Source organism: Acidobacteriota bacterium (assembly GCA_016715115.1).
Taxonomy (GTDB): Bacteria; Acidobacteriota; Blastocatellia; order Pyrinomonadales; family Pyrinomonadaceae; genus JAFDVJ01.
Window position 1 is genome coordinate 740,282 of record JADKBM010000004.1, and the last position, 17,920, is coordinate 758,201.

The 17,920-nt window shown below is 54.4% G+C and carries 17 protein-coding genes; 9 read left to right on the top strand and 8 right to left on the bottom strand.

Annotated elements, in window-relative coordinates; genetic code table 11:
• Nucleotides 1–68 precede the first annotated feature (68 nt).
• Both selB and IPN69_05495 read left to right on the top strand, forming a co-directional pair.
• Nucleotides 69–2,006, top strand: coding sequence for a selenocysteine-specific translation elongation factor (gene selB, locus IPN69_05490; GenBank protein MBK8810171.1), 1,938 nt, complete (start codon nucleotides 69–71; stop codon nucleotides 2,004–2,006).
• Between the two features lie 29 nt (nucleotides 2,007–2,035).
• Complete coding sequence (locus tag IPN69_05495) at nucleotides 2,036–2,740, top strand: DUF2071 domain-containing protein (GenBank protein MBK8810172.1); 705 nt, start codon at nucleotides 2,036–2,038, stop codon at nucleotides 2,738–2,740.
• Here the strand turns inward: IPN69_05495 and IPN69_05500 are convergent.
• Nucleotides 2,737–3,684 carry an SLBB domain-containing protein gene (locus IPN69_05500; GenBank protein MBK8810173.1) on the bottom strand — a complete coding sequence of 316 codons (948 nt, stop codon included), beginning with the start codon at nucleotides 3,682–3,684 and terminating at the stop codon, nucleotides 2,737–2,739. The two genes, IPN69_05495 and IPN69_05500, sit on opposite strands and share 4 nt — an antisense overlap.
• Nucleotides 3,685–3,836: 152 nt before the next feature.
• Between IPN69_05500 and IPN69_05505 the strand changes: the two genes are divergently transcribed.
• The 6 genes from IPN69_05505 to IPN69_05530 all read left to right on the top strand — a co-directional run bounded on the left by IPN69_05505 (nucleotide 3,837) and on the right by IPN69_05530 (nucleotide 10,132).
• Nucleotides 3,837–5,795: a polysaccharide biosynthesis protein gene (locus IPN69_05505; GenBank protein ID MBK8810174.1), complete on the top strand. Its 1,959-nt coding sequence runs from the start codon at nucleotides 3,837–3,839 to the stop codon at nucleotides 5,793–5,795.
• Nucleotides 5,796–5,836: 41 nt separating this feature from the next.
• Complete coding sequence (locus IPN69_05510; protein ID MBK8810175.1) at nucleotides 5,837–6,421, top strand: hypothetical protein; 585 nt, start codon at nucleotides 5,837–5,839, stop codon at nucleotides 6,419–6,421.
• Nucleotides 6,422–6,706: 285 nt separating this feature from the next.
• Nucleotides 6,707–7,561, top strand: a complete 855-nt coding sequence (locus tag IPN69_05515; protein ID MBK8810176.1) for a metallo-mystery pair system four-Cys motif protein — start codon at nucleotides 6,707–6,709, stop codon at nucleotides 7,559–7,561.
• Nucleotides 7,562–7,618: 57 nt separating this feature from the next.
• The gene (locus IPN69_05520) at nucleotides 7,619–8,776 is read left to right on the top strand and encodes a di-heme enzyme (protein MBK8810177.1); all 1,158 of its coding nucleotides are present in this window, start codon (nucleotides 7,619–7,621) and stop codon (nucleotides 8,774–8,776) included.
• Nucleotides 8,773–9,378 carry a copper-binding protein gene (locus IPN69_05525; GenBank protein MBK8810178.1) on the top strand — a complete coding sequence of 202 codons (606 nt, stop codon included), beginning with the start codon at nucleotides 8,773–8,775 and terminating at the stop codon, nucleotides 9,376–9,378. The genes IPN69_05520 and IPN69_05525 overlap by 4 nt, the downstream gene beginning before the upstream one ends.
• A 1-nt stretch (nucleotide 9,379) precedes the next feature.
• Nucleotides 9,380–10,132: a PepSY domain-containing protein gene (locus tag IPN69_05530; GenBank protein ID MBK8810179.1), complete on the top strand. Its 753-nt coding sequence runs from the start codon at nucleotides 9,380–9,382 to the stop codon at nucleotides 10,130–10,132.
• A gap of 15 nt (nucleotides 10,133–10,147) precedes the next feature.
• Here IPN69_05530 and IPN69_05535 read toward each other — a convergent pair whose 3' ends face one another.
• The 7 genes from IPN69_05535 to IPN69_05565 form a co-directional block, all read right to left on the bottom strand.
• Nucleotides 10,148–10,396 (bottom strand): hypothetical protein, encoded by a 249-nt coding sequence (locus tag IPN69_05535; protein MBK8810180.1) that lies wholly within the window; start codon nucleotides 10,394–10,396, stop codon nucleotides 10,148–10,150.
• Nucleotides 10,397–10,478: 82 nt separating this feature from the next.
• Nucleotides 10,479–11,045 (bottom strand): hypothetical protein, encoded by a 567-nt coding sequence (locus tag IPN69_05540; GenBank protein MBK8810181.1) that lies wholly within the window; start codon nucleotides 11,043–11,045, stop codon nucleotides 10,479–10,481.
• A gap of 103 nt (nucleotides 11,046–11,148) precedes the next feature.
• Nucleotides 11,149–11,841 carry a hypothetical protein gene (locus tag IPN69_05545; GenBank protein MBK8810182.1) on the bottom strand — a complete coding sequence of 231 codons (693 nt, stop codon included), beginning with the start codon at nucleotides 11,839–11,841 and terminating at the stop codon, nucleotides 11,149–11,151.
• A 361-nt stretch (nucleotides 11,842–12,202) separates the two neighbouring features.
• Nucleotides 12,203–12,682 carry a hydrogenase maturation protease gene (locus IPN69_05550; GenBank protein MBK8810183.1) on the bottom strand — a complete coding sequence of 160 codons (480 nt, stop codon included), beginning with the start codon at nucleotides 12,680–12,682 and terminating at the stop codon, nucleotides 12,203–12,205.
• Between the two features lie 3 nt (nucleotides 12,683–12,685).
• Nucleotides 12,686–14,137, bottom strand: coding sequence for a Ni/Fe hydrogenase subunit alpha (locus IPN69_05555; GenBank protein MBK8810184.1), 1,452 nt, complete (start codon nucleotides 14,135–14,137; stop codon nucleotides 12,686–12,688).
• 23 nt (nucleotides 14,138–14,160) lie between these two features.
• Nucleotides 14,161–15,426, bottom strand: coding sequence for a (2Fe-2S)-binding protein (locus IPN69_05560; protein ID MBK8810185.1), 1,266 nt, complete (start codon nucleotides 15,424–15,426; stop codon nucleotides 14,161–14,163).
• Nucleotides 15,419–17,203: an NAD(P)H-dependent oxidoreductase subunit E gene (locus IPN69_05565; protein MBK8810186.1), complete on the bottom strand. Its 1,785-nt coding sequence runs from the start codon at nucleotides 17,201–17,203 to the stop codon at nucleotides 15,419–15,421. Before IPN69_05565 ends, IPN69_05560 begins: the two co-directional genes overlap by 8 nt.
• A gap of 214 nt (nucleotides 17,204–17,417) precedes the next feature.
• Between IPN69_05565 and nikR the strand changes: the two genes are divergently transcribed.
• Entirely contained in the window at nucleotides 17,418–17,843 is a 426-nt protein-coding gene (gene nikR, locus IPN69_05570) for a nickel-responsive transcriptional regulator NikR (protein ID MBK8810187.1), read from the top strand.
• Nucleotides 17,844–17,920: the final 77 nt, after the last annotated feature.

Sequence of the window (17,920 nt, forward strand, 5' to 3'; positions counted from 1 at the left end):
CGTCATTCGTTTCCAGAAGGTTGAGTTGCATCCGAACGATTGGTTAATATCCGACTGGCAAACGACAAATGGCAACTCAATCCGAACAGATCCGAAACCTCATTGTCGGCACGGCCGGCCACATCGATCACGGGAAAACCGCGCTCGTCAAGGCGCTGACCGGCGTCGATGCCGACCGTTTTCCCGAAGAAAAGCAGCGCGGAATCACGATCGACATCGGTTTTGCCGAACTCGAACTCGGAGACGTCCGGATCGGTTTCGTCGACGTTCCGGGTCACGAAAAGTTCGTCAAGAATATGCTCGCGGGTGCAAGCGGGATCGACGTTGTGATGCTGATCGTCGCCGCCGACGAAGGCGTGATGCCGCAAACACGGGAACATTTCGAAATCTGCCGTTTGCTCGGGGTCAAACACGGGATCGTCGTTCTAACCAAAAAAGATCTGGTCGATGACGAACTCCTCGAACTTGCCAGCCTCGATGTCCACGAACTCATCGAAGGCTCGTTCCTTGAAACCGCACCCGCGATCGCTGTTTCATCAAAAACCGGTGAGGGCCTCGAAGAGTTGAGGACGCGCCTCGCCCATCTCGCCGGCGAGATCCCGCCTCGAAACATTTGGACAGTTGCGCGGCTTCCGATCGATCGGTCGTTTTCGGTCAAGGGTTTTGGCGCGGTCGCGACGGGAACGCTCGTTTCCGGCGAGATCGTCGAGGGTTCTGAACTGGAGTTGCTTCCCGCGGGCCGCAGAACGCGTGTCCGCGGACTGCAAACTCACGCCAGGCCGGTCAAAACAGCGCACGCCGGTCAGCGGACGGCGGTCAACCTCGGCGGCATCGAATACCTGGAAATCGAACGCGGGATGGTTCTCGCCGAACCTGACGTATTGAGACCGACGCAGATCGTCGACTGTGAGGTCGAGGTGCTGAAGGACGCCGCGCGCCCGCTAAGATCGAGGCAACGTGTCCGCGTTCATATCGGCACCGTCGAGGCGCTCGCCCGCGTGCAGGTTCTCAACGAGGCGAGAGAGATCGCGCCGGGCTCGACCGATTTCGTGCAGCTTCGACTGGAATCGCCGGTGGTCTGTGTGCCGGGCGAACGTTTCATTCTCCGCTTTTACTCGCCGCAGATGACGATCGCCGGCGGCCGTGTTCTCGACAATTCAGCGATCCGCTGCCGATTGGCACAGGTCGAATCGGCGCGCGGCCGGCTTGCACAGTTGGCCCAGGACGACCCGGTTCGAAGGATCAGGATCTACGTCGAGACTGCCGGCGATGCCGGACTCAACTTTCAGGATCTCCAGGCCCGGACCGGTTGGCGGAAGCCGTTCCTTGACGAGGCGATCACCGAAAGTCTCGCAAAGCGTTCAATAATCAAGACCGAATCGGTCTATTTGTCGCGAACGCCGTTTGAAGATCTAAGGTCGCGGACTCTGGCGGCGATCGAGGCTTTTCACCGCCGTGAACCTCTCGCGCGCGGGATGGCGCGCGAGACCCTGCGCGAACGCGTCTTTTCGAGACTGAAACCGGACGTTTTCAAGTCGGTGCTGGCGAGTCTCGAATCAGACCGCAAGATCGTTTCGGAGAAGGACAATGTGCGCGCGGCCGATCATAGTCTCGAGCTTTCGGGCGATGAAGAGATCGTCCGGACGCGTCTCTCGAATATCTTCAAAATCGCGGGACTCGAAGTTCCGAAGTTGGATGAGGCGCTGGTTGAATCCGTGCGCGGCACCCGAATAGACCGTCATCAGGCGCGCAAGGTCTTTCAACTCTTGCTGAACACGGGCGACGTCGTGAAGGTCAACGAAGAATTCTATTTTTCAAAAGCGACCATTGACGGACTCGTTGCAAAGCTGCGCGGATTCGCGGACAAGTCGCCGTCTCGCCTTGTCGATGTCACGCAATTCAAGGATCTCGCCGGCGTTTCGCGCAAGTACGCCATTCCGCTGCTTGAGTATTTCGACCGCGAGAAGATCACGCGCCGCGCGGCCGACAAGCGAATAGTTTCGTAATCGGGGATGTTTTAACTATTATTAAGCAAATGAAGAAGTTTTTGACCGCCGAATGGAAAGACCTCGTGATGGCAAACTACGCCGTCTCGCCTGACCTGCTCGCCGACCGCGTCCCGGAAGGCACGTCGCTCGATTATCACGACGGCAAGCTCTTCGTCAGTCTCGTCGGCTTTATGTTCCTCGACACGCGCGTCCTTGGAATTCCTGTGCCGTTTCATATCAATTTTGAAGAGGTGAACCTGAGATTTTACGTCAAGCGGGAAACGCCCGATGAAGTTCGGCGCGGCGTCGTCTTCGTCAAGGAGATCGTTCCGCGTTTTGCGATCGCGACCGTCGCGCGCGTCCTGTACGGCGAACCTTATGAGTGTTGGAAGATGAGTCATACTCGCACCGAAAGCGAGGTCGGTTACGAATGGAGCAAGAACGGGCGCAACAACGTTCTGTCGGCGGAGATCAATGAAGATCTCGGAGTTCCTTCGGAAGGCTCCGAAGGCGAGTTCATCATCGAACATTACTGGGGCTACACGCGGCGCGGGCCTGGGCGGACCGACGAGTACAAGGTCGAGCACCGTCCGTGGGAGCTTTTCTCGGTCAAGAACGAACGAATCGACGTCGATTTCGGCGCGACGTACGGCGAGAAATTCGCGTTCCTGGCCAATGAAAAACCGCATTCGGTTCTCCTCGCGAAAGGTTCTCCGATTGCGGTTTACAAAGGCGCGAAAATGACGCTTTAGAACGGTCTGATCGGGAGCGGAATGCGACCCGGCAGTCCGGTGAGCGTCTTCAGGAAAATATCGCCGATGCTCTCTTTGGCCTTTCCAACCTCGACGATGTCGAAAGGTTGAAGAATCACATCGTCCCGCTCGCCCTTTTTGATCGTGTCGTAGTTGATTGCGATTACTTCGGGTTGGGCCGAACCCTCTTTGCGGCGAATGACCTTAAGTTCCTTTCTCTTGGCGTCGCGCGTCGTCCCGCTTGCCATCGCCAACGCCTGAAGCAGTCGCAGGCCGCCTTCGGGAATATAGAGTTCGCCGGGTTTGTTGACCTCGCCGACGACATAAACGACAGATGCCTTCTGTACATCGATGATGTCGCCGGGAAAGACTTCCGGATTGATATTCTTCAAACTGCTGAGGCTGTAGAGACGCGACGGAAAGCCGACACCGCGGTCGGCCAGCGTCTTCCAATCTTCATCGGATTCTTCCGAACAAAGCAGCGGCTGCGTCCGTGTAACCTGGATCATCCCGCTCGACTCCTTTGTTTCGCCGCCGGCAAAAGCAAGCAACTCGCGCAAGGTCGCACGACGCGTCAATTGAACCGGACCGGGTTGTCTGACTTCGCCATAGACCGTCACCGGCGGCCGGCTTTTCCTTTCGGACACAAAGACGCTCATTTGTGGGTTTTTAAGATATTTCGAGACATACTTCGCGACCTCGTTTCGGAGTTCATCTTCGGAAAGGCATTTAGCCATAATTCCATCGTTGCTCCCCGGAACCTGGAACTTGCCGTTTTCATCGACCCATCCTTCCCAGCTGAATTCCGTCTCTCCGAGTGTTCTGACCGAGATCCTGTCGCCGGGGCCGATCAAATATCCGCGGTTCGGCGTCGCATTCGGAGTCTGACCGAACGCGAGCGTCGCCGTAAATGTTAATACCAAAAGAAAAAAGCAAAACTTCATAGGAAAACCTCGACTGCCTAGAATAACGTACGCGTCGTTTGGATTCAACCTTTTGTTTTTTCGGTTGTCTGGCATAAACTTGCAGAAGGCAATTGAACCGCGTTTGCGAACTTTTTCCAAATCGGAGACTTCGCCGAAATTCCTAAATGCAGATGAGAGATCAATCAGCGGAGAGATTGTGGTTTTTGCGCCGTCCGGTACAGGTTCTGGCGGACGTTATGGTTCTCTCGGCGGCGTTTCTGATCGCCTATCTGCCGTCATTCAACATCCAGCTCGGCGAGTTTTATTTTCAAACGGCAATCAACCAGCTTCCGTTGGTCGTTTTCGTCCAGTTTTCGTCGCTTTTTCTGGTAGGCGCGTATTCGATCATCTGGCGATACGTTAGTCTTGAAGACATCAAAGCGTTTTCGAAAGCCGCGCTGATTTCCGGTTCGATCCTTCTCGGGTTCAGGTTCCTTCTTTCTTTTACTGATTTTACAAACTGGCAGGTGCCGATCTCGGTGATCCTGATCGACACTGCGCTCGGATTCGGAGGGTTGCTCGGGCTTCGCGTGATTCGTAGATTTTCGTATGAGATCGGCGAAAAACGGCGGTTTACCGGGCCTCGCCGACGTTTGAAACGAAAGGCGACGCTGTTTGTCGGCGCCGGCCGGATCGGTGCGATCGCCGTCAAGGATCTGGCTGGCCGCGCTGACACCGAGTTCGAGGTTCGCGGATTTGTAGACGACGACCGCCGGAAGGTCGGCGGAAGCGTCAACGGCGTGAAAGTCCTCGGAACGACCGACGATCTCGCGCGGCTCGTCGACGAGCTGCACATCGAACAGATCGTGATCGCCATCGACCAGGCGCAGGGCAAAGAGATCCGGCGAATTCTCGACATTTGCCGCGAGATTCCGGTGAAGGCGCGTATCGTTCCGAGCTTGCACGAGATCGTTCACGGGCACGTTCAGGTTTCGCGGATTCGGGATGTCGAGATCGAGGATCTTCTCGGACGCGATCCGGTCGAGCTTGACGATGAGAATCTTCACGGCTTTTTGACCGGCAAAGTGGTGATGGTCACCGGCGCCGGCGGGTCGATCGGGTCGGAACTCGTCAGGCAACTGACACAATTCGGGCCGAAATTGCTCTTGCTCGTCGAGCGCGCCGAGTTTATGCTGTTCCAGATCGAGCGTGAAATGGTCAAGGATTTCGGCGAAACGGACTTCGTTCCCCTGCTCGCGGATGTTTCCGACGAGCATCGCATGCGCGAGATCTTCGCCCAATACGAACCGCAGGTCATCTTTCACGCGGCGGCCCACAAACACGTCCCGCTGATGGAAGCGAATCCGTCGGAAGCCCTGAAGAACAATGTCTTCGCGACGAAACTGATCGGCGAGATCGCCGGCGAGTTCGGCACCAAAGACTTCGTCCTCATTTCGACCGACAAGGCCGTCAATCCGACATCGATAATGGGTGCTTCGAAACGCATCGCCGAGATCGTTCTGCAGGATCTGAACCGCACGTTCGCGACGAACTTTATTGCCGTCCGCTTCGGAAATGTTCTTGGATCCGCCGGGTCGGTCGTCCCGATTTTTCGCGAGCAGATTCGAAAGGGCGAGGCGATCACCGTCACGCATCCCGATATGACGCGGTACTTTATGACGATTCCCGAAGCGTCGCAACTTGTTTTGCAGGCGGGCGCGATCGGAAAGGGCGGCGAGATATTCATCCTCGATATGGGGCAGCCGGTGAAAATTTTGGATCTCGCCGAGGATATGATCCGTCTGTCGGGCCTTGAACCGTACGAAGACATCGACATCGTTTTCACCGGCGTCCGCGGCGGCGAAAAGCTTTTCGAAGAACTGGAGATCACGGGCGAGAATCTGCTCAAGACGCAGCATCCGAAGATCTTCATCGGCAAGATCGCGGCGTACGACGAATCGGAAGTCGGAGAGATACTTTTGAGTTTCAGACAAGCGGTCGCCGAATCTGACGAGGCATCGCTTCGAACGCTTTTCAATCGCGTTTTGCCGGAGGCGTCGATCGCTGAGAAATCAACGACCAGAGCCGGGATCCGACACGATAGAGCGATGTCAACGGCCTCGGGGCCGTATTCCGGCCAAGACAACTGATCCTGTCGCGGATTTTGCAAAACTCGATCAATCGTGTAATTATGGCGAACGTGAACTTCTGCACAAGACACAATTTTGCCGCGCTTTGGCTCGTTGCGTTTTTGCTGAGCGCTCTTTCGATCCCGCCGTTTGCCGTCGCGCCAACGCCGGGTGAGGAAACCGTTTACTGCCCTCTGACCAAGACCTTTCAGCCGGTAAAGGCGAAAGATGTCAAAGCTGACCGAAATCCGCTCGACGAGATCTGTGCCAAGGCTGGCCTGAAGCAACTGTTTGCTGAATCCGTCTTCCGCGCGGCATTTCCTGTCAATTCGCGCAAGAGCATCGATGAATTTGATGATCTCGTCTTCGATTTTCTGAGATCGGGAAAGTCGGCGTTTGACCGGCTACCGAAATCGCCCGACGCGCCTGACGGGACGACTGTCAGGCCCTCGATGTCGATATTGGCCACGGCCGAAACCGGCGGCAAACGACCTCCGGCAACTCTCCCCGATGCTCGATTTGTCTCTCCGGCGAAAATCAACGAAGTAGTTTCTAATCCGGCATTGCGATCTCCGCAGAATCCGGTTCGCACGCTTGATTCCGTTTCGCGCAATATCAATCCGCGTTCCCCGCCTTTCTCCGCCTAACCAGTCACAAACAGATCTTTTGTTAATGCCAATCGTGTCCGCAGACCGATTCGGCACGTTTTTCGATTTGCTCGGCTCAAGGCCCGGACAGACTCAAGCCTGCCTTGTGAAAGAACTGCTAATCGCCTCACGCATTCCGGTCGTGAGCCGAGCAGATCGAAATCCTTTGGCGACGGGGTCAAACCGACCGCGGTCGCGCATTCCGGGTTTCGGCCCACGGAAACCGTTTCGCACGGATTCAGGTGTGGGAGGAATGGCCCGAAGAATCTTGATCAGGAGAAAATGGTGAACAAACTACCTAAATTGCTAATTATTGCAACTGCACTCGCGGCGGCCGTGTTTGGACAGAAGAATACGCCCATCGCAATCAGTTTTCAGGCTGTCGTCGGCAATATGCCGTTCAACTGCCGGGAGAGTTATGGGGGCATCGGCTCAACCGGATCGACGATCACGGTTTCGGACTTTCGGCTCTACGTTCAGGACGTGCGGCTGGTCGACAACAACGGAAATGAAACTCCGGTGCGGTTCGCCAACGACGGAAAATTCCAAACCGAAAGGGTCGCGATGCTCGATTTCGAAAACGGCGAGGGAAACTGTTCGAGCGGAACCAAAGAGATCAACAAATCGATTCGCGGAGAGGTCCCGAAAAGAAAGTACAAAGGGCTCAAACTCATCATCGGTGTTCCCGAAGATCTGAACCACCTAGACCCGACGCTCCAGCCGTCGCCGCTTAACATCAGCAAAATGATGTGGTCATGGCAAATGGGCTATAAGTTCGCACGCATCGATATGCGGACGACGGGGCGGCCTAATGGATACGTCCTCCATCTGGGCAGCACGAACTGCGCAACCGACGCGGCGAGTGGCAAAACCTCTTGCGGAAACGCGAATCGGCCGGAGTTTCTCTTCGAGTTTTTTGATGTTTCGAAAGATTCGGTGATGGTCGATCTGAAGGCGCTTTTCGCTGGGGCGAACGTGGACGTGAACAAGGAAAAGACTGCCGCCGGATGTATGTCTTTCGAGGGCGATTCGGATTGTCTTCCGGTTTTCCGAAACCTGGGGTTGTCGTTCGAGGGCAGTTCGACCGGCAAACAGTCGTTTATGCGGGCGGGACGCGAAAAGGGAGTTGAATCGGAGTAATTCCGTCGCGGAACGCGCCCGCAACGCCGGGTGCGTTCCGCGGAGTCGGACAAGAATATGAGAAATATCAAATTATTTGTGATTCTGGCCGTTGCCGTTTTGTTTTGCCACAATCTCCTCGTCTCAAGTGCGCAGACAAACAAATCCGAGTATGACTGGAAGTTGCCGAAGGGCTTTCCAACCCCGATCGTTCCGTCGGAAAACCCGATGACGCAGGCGAAGGTCGACCTCGGACGGCATCTGTTCTATGACAAACGGTTATCGATAAACGAAAAGACGTCGTGCGCGACGTGTCATTTGCAGGAGAAGGCGTTTACGGATGGCAAACCAACCGCAGTTGGGACGACCGGCGAGACGCACCCGCGAAATTCAATGAGCCTCGTGAACCTCGCCTACAATCCGTCGCTCAATTGGGCCAATCCGGCGGTCGTCGAACTCGAACGGCACGCTTTGCTCCCAATTTTCGGCGAGTTTCCGATTATTGAAATGGGAATGGCGGGAAACGAAGACCTTTTCGTTCGCCGAATCAAAGCCGAACCGCTTTACCAGGAACTCTTCGCGACGGCATTCCCGAATTCCGCGGAAAAGATGACGATTCACAATGCGACGCAGGCAATTGCGTCTTTTGTCAGATCGCTTGTTTCGGGGAATTCACCGTACGACCGCTTTCGATTCCTAGGCCAGCCGTATGCCGTCCCGGAATCCGCGAAGCGTGGCGAACAACTTTTTTTCAGCGAGCGGATGGAGTGTTTTGACTGCCACGCCGGGTTCAACCTGTCGGGCACCGTCAACTTCGTCGGCAAGTCAATCGAGAATGCTCAATTCGAAAACAACGGGCTTTACAACATCGACGGCAAGGGCGCTTATCCGGCCGACAACACCGGCCTGTTCGAAATAACGATGAAGCGTGAAGATATGGGCAAGTTTAAGGTCCCAACGCTTCGAAACGTTGAGCTAACGGCACCCTATATGCACGACGGAAGCATCGCGACGCTCGAAGAAGTGATCGATCACTATCGCCTCGGGGGCCGGACAATTCCGGATGGCCGCCACAAAGGCAATGGGAGTGAGAGTCCGCTCCGAAGCGATTTCGTCCGTGGCTTCAACTTGACGCAACAAGAAAAGCTTGACCTGATCGCGTTCCTCAAGAGCCTGACTGACGAGGAATTCATCACAAATCCCAAATTTTCAAATCCCTGGAACCAAACAAAATGAACATCAAAGGAAAACTCATTACGTTAACGGTCTTCGTTGCGTCCTTGATCGTGTCCGCCTGCAGTGCGCCGGAAGGCCTTAAACCAATCCAGCCGTCCGAGATTCGGACTTACAAATCGACGGGCGTCATCAAAAAGGTAGACGCGGAAACAGGCAAGCTCACGCTTGATCACGAAGACATTCCCGGCTATATGGCCGCGATGGAGATGACCGAATCGGTGAAGGATAGGTCATCGCTTTCGGGAGTCAAGGTCGGTGACAGGGTGGATTTCGAGATCGAGCGAACCGGCGCATCGATCATCATCAGCAAGATTACTAAGATCGGCGAGGTTGCGGTTGTCAGCGGGCTTGAGGTCTACAAGACGAATTGTTCTGAGTGTCACGGCGAAAACGGAACAGGGACGAAAAAGGGCATTTCTTTGATTTCCGGCCACGCGTTGCATCATTCCCGTGCCGAGCACATCAAACAAGTGACCGACGGCAAGCGTGACAAAATGCCGGCATTCCGTGATAAGTTGTCGCCTGGGCAAATCGATGCGGTTGTCGAATATATCAGGGAAGACCTCCAAAAGGGCGCTGGAGGAGGCGAGCACAAACACTAAAGTGAAACTTCGAAACTACAAGTTCTATCTTCGTAAGGCTCACCGCTATCTCGGAGTGTTCATCGGGATTCAGTTTCTGTTCTGGACGCTCGGCGGGTTGTATTTCAGTTGGACGAATATCGATCAGATTCGCAGTGACGATGTTCGCAAAGAGAATCACACGATCGATCTCGGAGCCGGAATCGGCTCACCGCAGACGGCGCTTGAACAATTTCGGCTGACCGATCCGACAGCGCAAGTGTTGAAACTTCAGGTTGTCGAAGTGCTTGGCGAGCCGTTTTACGAGATCGCTTTTCACGGTTCGGACGGTAAAGTGAAAACGGTCCTCGCCGCCGTTTCCGACGGCCGGCTGCGCGCGCCGATCAGTGAATCCGAAGCGATTCAAATTGCGAAGGAAGGATTGAAGATCTCGCCGAAAGTCGTATCTGCGGCGTATTTGACGCCGGAAATGATCGGCGCGGATCACGAATACCGTGAAAAGCCGATGCCGGCGTGGGCCGTGACATTCGAAGGTGATCTCACGATGTACGTTTCCGCTGAAACCGGTCAGATCGGGGCGATCCGCAACACGCGTTGGCGGATCTTCGACTTCTTGTGGATGCTTCACACGCTCGATTTCAAGGCTCGTGACGACATCAACAACTATTTGCTTCGCGCGTTTTCGGTCTTGGGAATCGTGACCATCGGATCGGGTTTCGCTCTGTTCTTCGTCAGTTCTCGATTCTTCAGGCGGCATCGGGCGAATCGACCTTGAACAGTTTCCGCTGACTTATCTTCGATATTGCGAACGGAGCCAAAATCCGAGGAAGAGCAGCATAATCACGAAGAAACCCGTCACTCCGGCCACAACCAGCAATCCGAGGCCTCTGCGATCGATGATCCCCGAGTCGATCGCCCAAAACAGAACGAGCATAAAGCCCAAGATCATCGGAGTACCGATGCAGCCTCCGAGACAACCGATGGCTTGCCGCCGTTTGAACGTTGCGGGATTTCTCAAGTATTCCCAGATAATTCCCATTGCTCAGAAAAGAAGAGCCGGATCGCGTCGACCGCGAAGAAACCGATTCGACGATCACCGTGACACGGCTCAAACCGGAAGACTACTTTTTGACGGGTATCTTGGCGGTAAACGATCCCTTGATCTGCTTGTCGCCCTCCGTCAGATTGATCTCACCGCTGACCGAGTCTGCGGAAACGGATGTTATCTTTATTTCCCCGGACGATTTCGTGCCGTCGAACGAATTTGATGACTCCTTTCCGTCCGCAAAATATGCGATGTTCACATAATCGACTTTCGCGAATTTTTCGGCCTTTGTCGTGTAGGTGCCCGTTTTGAAACCGGTCTTGTCGTCGGTTCCTTCCTCACCGACGAGCTGGAACGAGACTCTGATCTGGTCCGCCGCGGTCACGGCCTTGCCCATCGAATTCATACCCGAACTGGTATCGATATCGTAGTTCGCGAGAACCACGTAGTTCGACGCGGCTTTCGTTATCTTTGACTGTCCGTCCTTCGTCTCCGTGAATGTCTTTGTCGAACTGTACGTTCCGCTGCCTTTGACATTCAGCGGCATATCCTTGTTCCCGACCTTGACGTCGAGCTTCGACGCGCCGGCGCAGGCCGCAAGCAACGCCACCAACGACAAAACCGCCGTTAACTTTAGCTTCATCATAATTCCTCCCTTACTGGCATTTCACCTCGATCTTTTGTTTGCCTTCGTTGTGGTCCTTCAAACACTGCTGGATGAACGTCCAAACCCCGCATTTTCCTCCTTACTTTCGGCGGGTCAACTCGTCGCTCTCTGGAGAGATGTCGAACACCGGATACCCCGCTCCGACGCGTTTCACATAGATCTTGTAGTTCTCCAATGACATTACCCAGACGTCGGTCGCCTCATAGTCGATCGGGTTATTCTCCTTCTTCAGGTCCTTTATCGGCGCCTGCCAATCGGCCCAGCTTTCCTTCCATATATTTCTCGTCGGCGCGAACAACCGGCGCAGCCCCGGAGTTCCGCACGCCTTCATATCCTTCTTCAAAAGGGATTGCTCGGCTGCGAGCCGCATACTTCCGACGGCCACGTAGGTAATGTTTTCGGGTAAGAGATAGAGCTCCAGATTGCTTCCGGATATCTTGTAAATCGGGTAGCCCGGGAAGTTCTGCTGCATCATCTGTTCCTCTTCGCGCAGAAGATTGAAGATCAGCGCGACATCACAGAGTTTGCGTTTCAACAGACCAGGCTGGGTATCGATGCCGGCGCTGATCGTGTTCTTAAACAACGCGACATTCGGAGGCACGTCGTCTCCGAGAACGCACGCGGTCAACTCCGCCGCCGGAATCACTTTCCGCTCGGCCAAAGCCTTCGGCCCGTAGAAGAACCAACTCTTGAACTGCTGACCAAGAATCGGGGAGCTGGCAAGAAATAGAATCGTTATGAGAAAACCAATTTGCCGCAAGTGCTTGAACATCGTTTTGATTCCTCCTTTTTCAGTCCCGCGGTCAATCCAAGGATCGGAACGGCCACGGCACCGGATATCCATTTTCTTTAGTATGACTTATGCTAGCGAATGCTCCAAGTGAGCGTAGCTAATGTTTGATCGGAAAAGACTATTGACTGATCCTCTGATCAGTCTTTTTTCCACTAGCTTCAGAGGTTGTGTCAAAACTCCGATTTGTCTTCGGTTTTATGAATTGGAGATTCAAACTTGATCCCGGCTTTAGCCGCAGTATTGGGCTAAAGCCAAGAAAGTCTTGGGGTTACGCTGCCCACTAGCTGAAGCTAGTGGCAATTAATAAGAAGAAAGCCGCTCTCCGCGACTGGTCAATCTGTTAACCCAAGGTGTGAGCAATCTCAGATGCCCGCGACATTTCGTTTCGAAAGAAACCAAGAGCTTTGTCCAGATTGATCCGTCCGCTCTCGGTAAGTCCGATCTCGAGATCAAACGAACTGCCGGAGATGGTGAGAATAAAACAATCGGGCGACCTCCGGTAAAGTGTGCGGGCAAGTTCTATCACCGTTTCCGGCGCAAGTACGTGTGACGAAAATGAGTAAACGGCGCGGGTTGAACCGATCCGCGAGAATTCGAAACCGTCGGGATGCGTGAACCGGTCGGCATCGACGAAGACGACGGTTTCGAATCGCGATATCAGCTCGGCGTCTTCGATTTGAAGCTGATATCGATACTCAAGGGCAAATTCACCGGAACCCGAATCTCCGAGGGAATCGAGAAAGGCCCAACCGAGTCCATCGTCCTGACGGCCGGGGTTGCCGATTCCGACGATCAATTTTCTTCGGGATTCGAGAGACATCTTCTAGCGCTGTCTGGTTTCGATCAACTCGCCCGCGGAATCGTAGAGCGAGATCTCAAGCGGCATCTGGCCCATCGCGTGGGTCGCGCAACTGAGGCAAGGGTCGTAAGCGCGAATGGCGACCTCGACCTGATTGAACATTCCCTCGGTGATCTCGGGTTTGCCGTCCATCACGTGGTTCGCCACCCACCGAACTGCCTGATTCATCGGCTCGTTGTTGTGCGTCGTCGAAACGATCAGGTTGCAGCGCGTGATCCGATCCTTGTCGTCAACTTCATATTCGTGGATCAGCGTACCGCGCGGCGCTTCGATGATCCCGACACCGCGATTTCGCCGTTCGCCCTTTCTCAGCAGATCACTGCTCAGCAGGTCGCTGTCGTTGAGCAGATTCCTCATCATTTCGGCGCAGTACAGAGCCTCGATCAGCCGAGCCCAGTGGGTGTGCATCGTCATATTGTTGGTCTTTCCGCCGGTCGCGTTCTTGAAAATTTTCCGCTCGTTTTCCGCCAAGGGCGTTTCGATCCCGTCACAGATGTTGATCCGCGCCAGCGGGCCGACCCTGTTCCATCCCTTTTCGCGGCCTAAATGTTTGAGATAAGGAAACTTAAGATAGGTCCATCGCTCCACCCGTTCATAGAAATAGTCAGCGTATTCCACGTTCTGAACGTCGTTCAGAGTTCTGGTTCCTTCGGAATCGGTGGCCCTCAGAAATCCGTCGTAAAGCTCGAGGTATCCATTTTTCTTGTTAACCAGTCCGAGATGACCCGATGGATAAGCCGCGAACGAATCGAGAAATCCGCGATTGCTTTCGAAATACGCCTTGATGAACTCAAGCGTTTCCAAAGTCCATTCGATCATCGTGTCGATCGTCGGAATCTCTTTTCCATCGAGAAAATAGCTGATCTCGCGGGCGCTGATATGCTTGTGGACGCCGCCCGGCGTCGCTGCGATCCCGTGGATCTTCTTTCCGGTTATCAGTTTGATGATCTCCTGCCCGAATTTCCTCATCAATATGCCTTTTTTTGCCATTTCGGGATACTCGGCGGCGACGCCGACGACGTTTCGCTTCAAGGGATCGGAGTCAAAACCAAACAGAAGATCCGGCGACGCAAGGTAGAAAAAATGGAGCGCGTGAGACTGAAAGACCTGCCCGAAATGAAGCAGCCGGCGAATCTTTCCGGCCGGAACCGAGAGATCTTCGGGGTCGATGCCGACGATCTGGTCGATCGCCTTTGCCGCCGCCAAATGATGGCTGACGGGGCAGATCCCGCAGAGTCTTTGGACCATTACCGGCGCTTCCCAATACGGATGTCCCTGGATAAATCGTTCGAATCCGCGGAATTCAACGATATGGAAAAAAGCGTCCTTGACGTGATTGTCGTCGTCGAGATGGATCGTCACCTTTCCGTGGCCCTCGACTCTGGTTACCGGATCTATGACAAGTTTTCGCAGCATTTCCGTTACCTCGCAAACGACTCTCAGTCGTACTTGAACTCGTCGTGCGCGATCGAGAATTCCTCGCCAAGCAAAAGGCTTTTGACCACTTTCCAGATATGCTGCGCGCTCGGCGGACAACCTGGAATGTAATGATCGATCTTGACGATCTCGTTGCACGGATAGACGTTGTTGAGCATTTTCGGAATATCCTCGTGAGCGGGAATGATATTCGCGCCGAGTTCGGTCGTCGGACTGTTGAGATATGCTTCCTCGAGACATTCCTGGAGCGGGACGAAGTTCCGCATCGCCGGAATGCCGCCCATAATCGCACACTCGCCGAGACTGATCAGGATGTCGCAACGCTTTCGGAATTCTCGAAGAATATGGACATTCTCCGAATTCGAGCAGCCGCCCTCGACCAAGCCGATATGACAGCGTTTGGAGAAGTTCTTAATGTCGGTCAACGGCGACTTGTTGAATTCGACGATCTCGAGCATATCGAGCAGTTCGGTGTCGGCGTCGAGTATCGACATATGGCACCCGAAACAACCCGCCAACGACGTTGTCGCGATGATGAACTTGCCGCCGTCGTCCCTCTTTAGCGCCTTTCCGTTGGATTTCGGTTTAACCGCCTTGCCGAGCAGATCGTATTTCGCCTCGCCGAAAGGCTCCTTATGGATCATCCCCTTGACGAGGATCGCGCCGACCGGGCAGAGATTCATAGCCCGCATCGCCTCGCTTTCCGTGAGCTTTGCTTCCTGCTCGTAGTCGATCTTGACGACCGTCTTTACACCGCGATTGACGAAGGAGAAGACATCGTTGCCGTCAACCGTTTTGACCTCTTCGACGCATCGCCGGCAAAGAATGCAGCGATTCGTCTCCATTATCATCCGTTTCGGATTGAAATCGACGATCTTGTTGCTGAAGACGTGCGGATAGCGGGTGACCGTGATGCCCATATCGTATCCGAGATTCTGCATATCGCATTTGCCGCTCTTTTCGCAGGACGGGCAGAAGTGGTTCCCTTCGGCGTAGAGCATCTCGATGATCGCTTTGCGGTTGTCGAGGAGTTCCGGCGTGTTTATCTCGAACTCCATCCCGTCCGCGACCTTTGTCGTGCAGCCCGTCGTGTGGCGGCCGTTCAGTTTCACGGTACAGATACGGCACGTTCCGAGCGGATGAATATCGCGGAAATAACAAAGCGTCGGGATAAAGATGCCGTTCTCTTTCGCGACGTCTACCAGATTTCGGCCGCTGAACGTCGTGATGTCTTTTCCGTCGATCTTGATCCTGATCGTTTCACTCATAACTGGCGTTCACCTCCTGAATGATCCGGTCGTACTCCGCGGTCGCTTCGTCGAGTTTGAAAGCCCGGCTGAAATCGGCATTCTCCGCGAGGGCTTTGTCGAATACTTCCGGGAATTTTTCAACTGCCTGCAGAAGCGTATTGTTCGACATCTGGCCGAGTCCGCAGCGGCTGGTAGTCCGAATGATACGGCTCCAGGCAATAACATCGTTGAGATCGCGGCGTTCGCCGTGTCCGTTAATGAGTTTCTGGAGCCTCCTGTTGAGCAGGAAATTCCCCGTCCGGCAGGGCACGCAGATACCGCAGGATTCGGCAACGAAAAAGTCTGAAAACGACTTCAGAATGTGCAGAATATCGCGGTCCCGATTGAAGATCATCACCGATCCGCCGCATCGTATGTCTTCGCCGCACAGCCTCGCTTCGGGGCGCAGATCGGCAACCGGCGCCGCGTCGGCGGCGGATTGAGTGATCGAATAGCAATCGCCCGAAGGCCCGCTGAGCTGAACCATTCGCGCCTCTTCGGCGCCCGCCAATTTCAGAAACTCGCCGAAGTTCATTCCCCATTCAATCTCGTAAATGCCTTTTTTGGAACAGTCTCCCGAAACACTCAGAACCTTCGTGCCGGGAGTCTTTTCAGTTCCGAGCTTGAGCCAGTTCTCGACTCCCATCTCGAATATCCGCGGAACGGCGCAGAGCGTTTCGACATTGTTGACGACCGTCGGCTTGCCTTTGAAACCCTTTTGAACGGGAAAATACTCTTTTGTGCCGGGCTCGCCCCGCTTTCCTTCCATCGAGTGAATGAGTGCCGTCTCTTCGCCGCAAACGTACGCTCCGGCCCCCAAATGAACATAAATATCGAAATCAAAAGGCTCGCGCGCGGAAATTCCCGAACCGAGAAAACCATCCTTCCGATAGATCTCGAGAAGCGATTCAAGTTTCTTCTGAAGATGGGAGTATTCAGCCCGTAGATAGATCGCGCCGTGGCGCGCGCCGATCGCGTAGGCGGCGAAGATCATCCCTTCGATCATCAGTTCGGGATGCTCTTCCAAAAGCACGCGATCCTTGAACGTGCCGGGTTCGCCCTCGTCGGCGTTGCAAATGATGTATTTCGTATCCCCGGGATTTTGCCGGCAGAGCTGCCATTTGAGTCCAGCGGGAAAGAAGGCTCCGCCGTAGCCGGCAAGTTTCGACTGTTTGAGGATCTCGATGATCTCATCGGGGGTGTGCCGTTTCAGATGCTCAAGCGCCGAAAACCGGGGGTACGACTTGAAAAACACCGTTCGCTCGGGCGAAGGCGTGTATCGAATGACGCTCCGCGGAGTGTCGCAAATCGACGAAGGCGGCTTTCCGGCCCTTAGTTGTTCAACGATATCGAAGACCTTCTGCCGCGTCAGGTTCGTGAATGGTTTAAGGTTTATGAGGCACGACGGCTCCTGATCGCTGAGACCGATGCAGGCCGTCTCGAACAACCCGAACATCTTGTCGGCGGTGACGTTTCCGAAGCGAACCCCGACCGCTTCCTCGAACGCCTTTCGGACGTCGTCCCGGCCTTCCAATTCGGAAACTATCGAGTTGTTGAGATAAACGGTGTGTTTTCCGACATCGGTGAGATGGTAGAAATGAAAGAAACTGATGATGCCTTCCAATTCGATCTTCGACATATCGAACGCTTGCGCGATCTTCGAAATATCTTCAGGCTCGATGCATCGTTTCTTCTTCTGAATGTCCCAAAGGACGCTCATCAGCCGGCTGCGGTCAAGTGTCGATGTCTCCTGCATAATCACCCTTGTTCGATTAGTGAAACACTCAATTACAGGATACGCCGTGAGACGGACAAAGAAAAGGAGAATTCCGAAAGCAGTCGATTACAGACCCATTTATTGCTTGCGGACGACGCCGAAATCGACGGGCTGACCGGCTCTTTTCGACCGAACGGCGAAGGTACGATATGATGTTCAGGTTGCCCTCGAGCGGGCAAGTCAGAGGACCATCGTGAGTGAACTCGTACGCTTTGGCGTCAGCATAGACCAGGACCTGTTGGAGAATTTCGACCGTATGATCGCCGCTCGCCGGTATGCAACGCGGTCGGAGGCACTCCGCGATCTGATCCGTGACGCGCTGATCCAGCAGAAGCTGCAAAACGACATGGCGATAAAAGCACTCGGGAGTCTGACGCTTGTTTACGATCATCACGCGCGTAACCTCGGGCAGGAAATGGCCGAAATCCAACACGAGTTTCATTCGATCATCTTATCCGTAATGCATCTGCACGTCAGTCACGACGACTGTTTGGAGATCATCGCCCTGCAGGGAATCGTGAGCGAGATCGTCGCGCTCGCGAATCAACTCCTGAGCTTGAAAGGGATCAAAAACGGGAAGCTCTTCTTAACCCTGCCATCGTCGGGAATTGTCGATTGAAGGATCCGCGGCGGTCGGTCGGTAAGTGAGCGATGCGCGGGTGTTACTAATGTGAGATTTGTGTTACTATGGTCGCC

Excerpts from the sequence above, each read along its gene's own strand:
- selB (MBK8810171.1), top strand. The coding sequence starts at position 69 with ATGGCAACTCAATCCGAACAGATCCGAAACCTCATTGTCGGCACGGCC.
- IPN69_05495 (MBK8810172.1), top strand. The coding sequence starts at position 2,036 with ATGAAGAAGTTTTTGACCGCCGAATGGAAAGACCTCGTGATGGCAAAC.
- IPN69_05500 (MBK8810173.1), bottom strand. The coding sequence starts at position 3,684 with ATGAAGTTTTGCTTTTTTCTTTTGGTATTAACATTTACGGCGACGCTC.
- IPN69_05505 (MBK8810174.1), top strand. The coding sequence starts at position 3,837 with ATGAGAGATCAATCAGCGGAGAGATTGTGGTTTTTGCGCCGTCCGGTA.
- IPN69_05510 (MBK8810175.1), top strand. The coding sequence starts at position 5,837 with ATGGCGAACGTGAACTTCTGCACAAGACACAATTTTGCCGCGCTTTGG.
- IPN69_05520 (MBK8810177.1), top strand. The coding sequence starts at position 7,619 with ATGAGAAATATCAAATTATTTGTGATTCTGGCCGTTGCCGTTTTGTTT.
- IPN69_05525 (MBK8810178.1), top strand. The coding sequence starts at position 8,773 with ATGAACATCAAAGGAAAACTCATTACGTTAACGGTCTTCGTTGCGTCC.
- IPN69_05535 (MBK8810180.1), bottom strand. The coding sequence starts at position 10,396 with ATGGGAATTATCTGGGAATACTTGAGAAATCCCGCAACGTTCAAACGG.
- IPN69_05540 (MBK8810181.1), bottom strand. The coding sequence starts at position 11,045 with ATGAAGCTAAAGTTAACGGCGGTTTTGTCGTTGGTGGCGTTGCTTGCG.
- IPN69_05545 (MBK8810182.1), bottom strand. The coding sequence starts at position 11,841 with ATGTTCAAGCACTTGCGGCAAATTGGTTTTCTCATAACGATTCTATTT.
- IPN69_05550 (MBK8810183.1), bottom strand. The coding sequence starts at position 12,682 with ATGTCTCTCGAATCCCGAAGAAAATTGATCGTCGGAATCGGCAACCCC.
- IPN69_05555 (MBK8810184.1), bottom strand. The coding sequence starts at position 14,137 with ATGCTGCGAAAACTTGTCATAGATCCGGTAACCAGAGTCGAGGGCCAC.
- IPN69_05560 (MBK8810185.1), bottom strand. The coding sequence starts at position 15,426 with ATGAGTGAAACGATCAGGATCAAGATCGACGGAAAAGACATCACGACG.
- IPN69_05565 (MBK8810186.1), bottom strand. The coding sequence starts at position 17,203 with ATGCAGGAGACATCGACACTTGACCGCAGCCGGCTGATGAGCGTCCTT.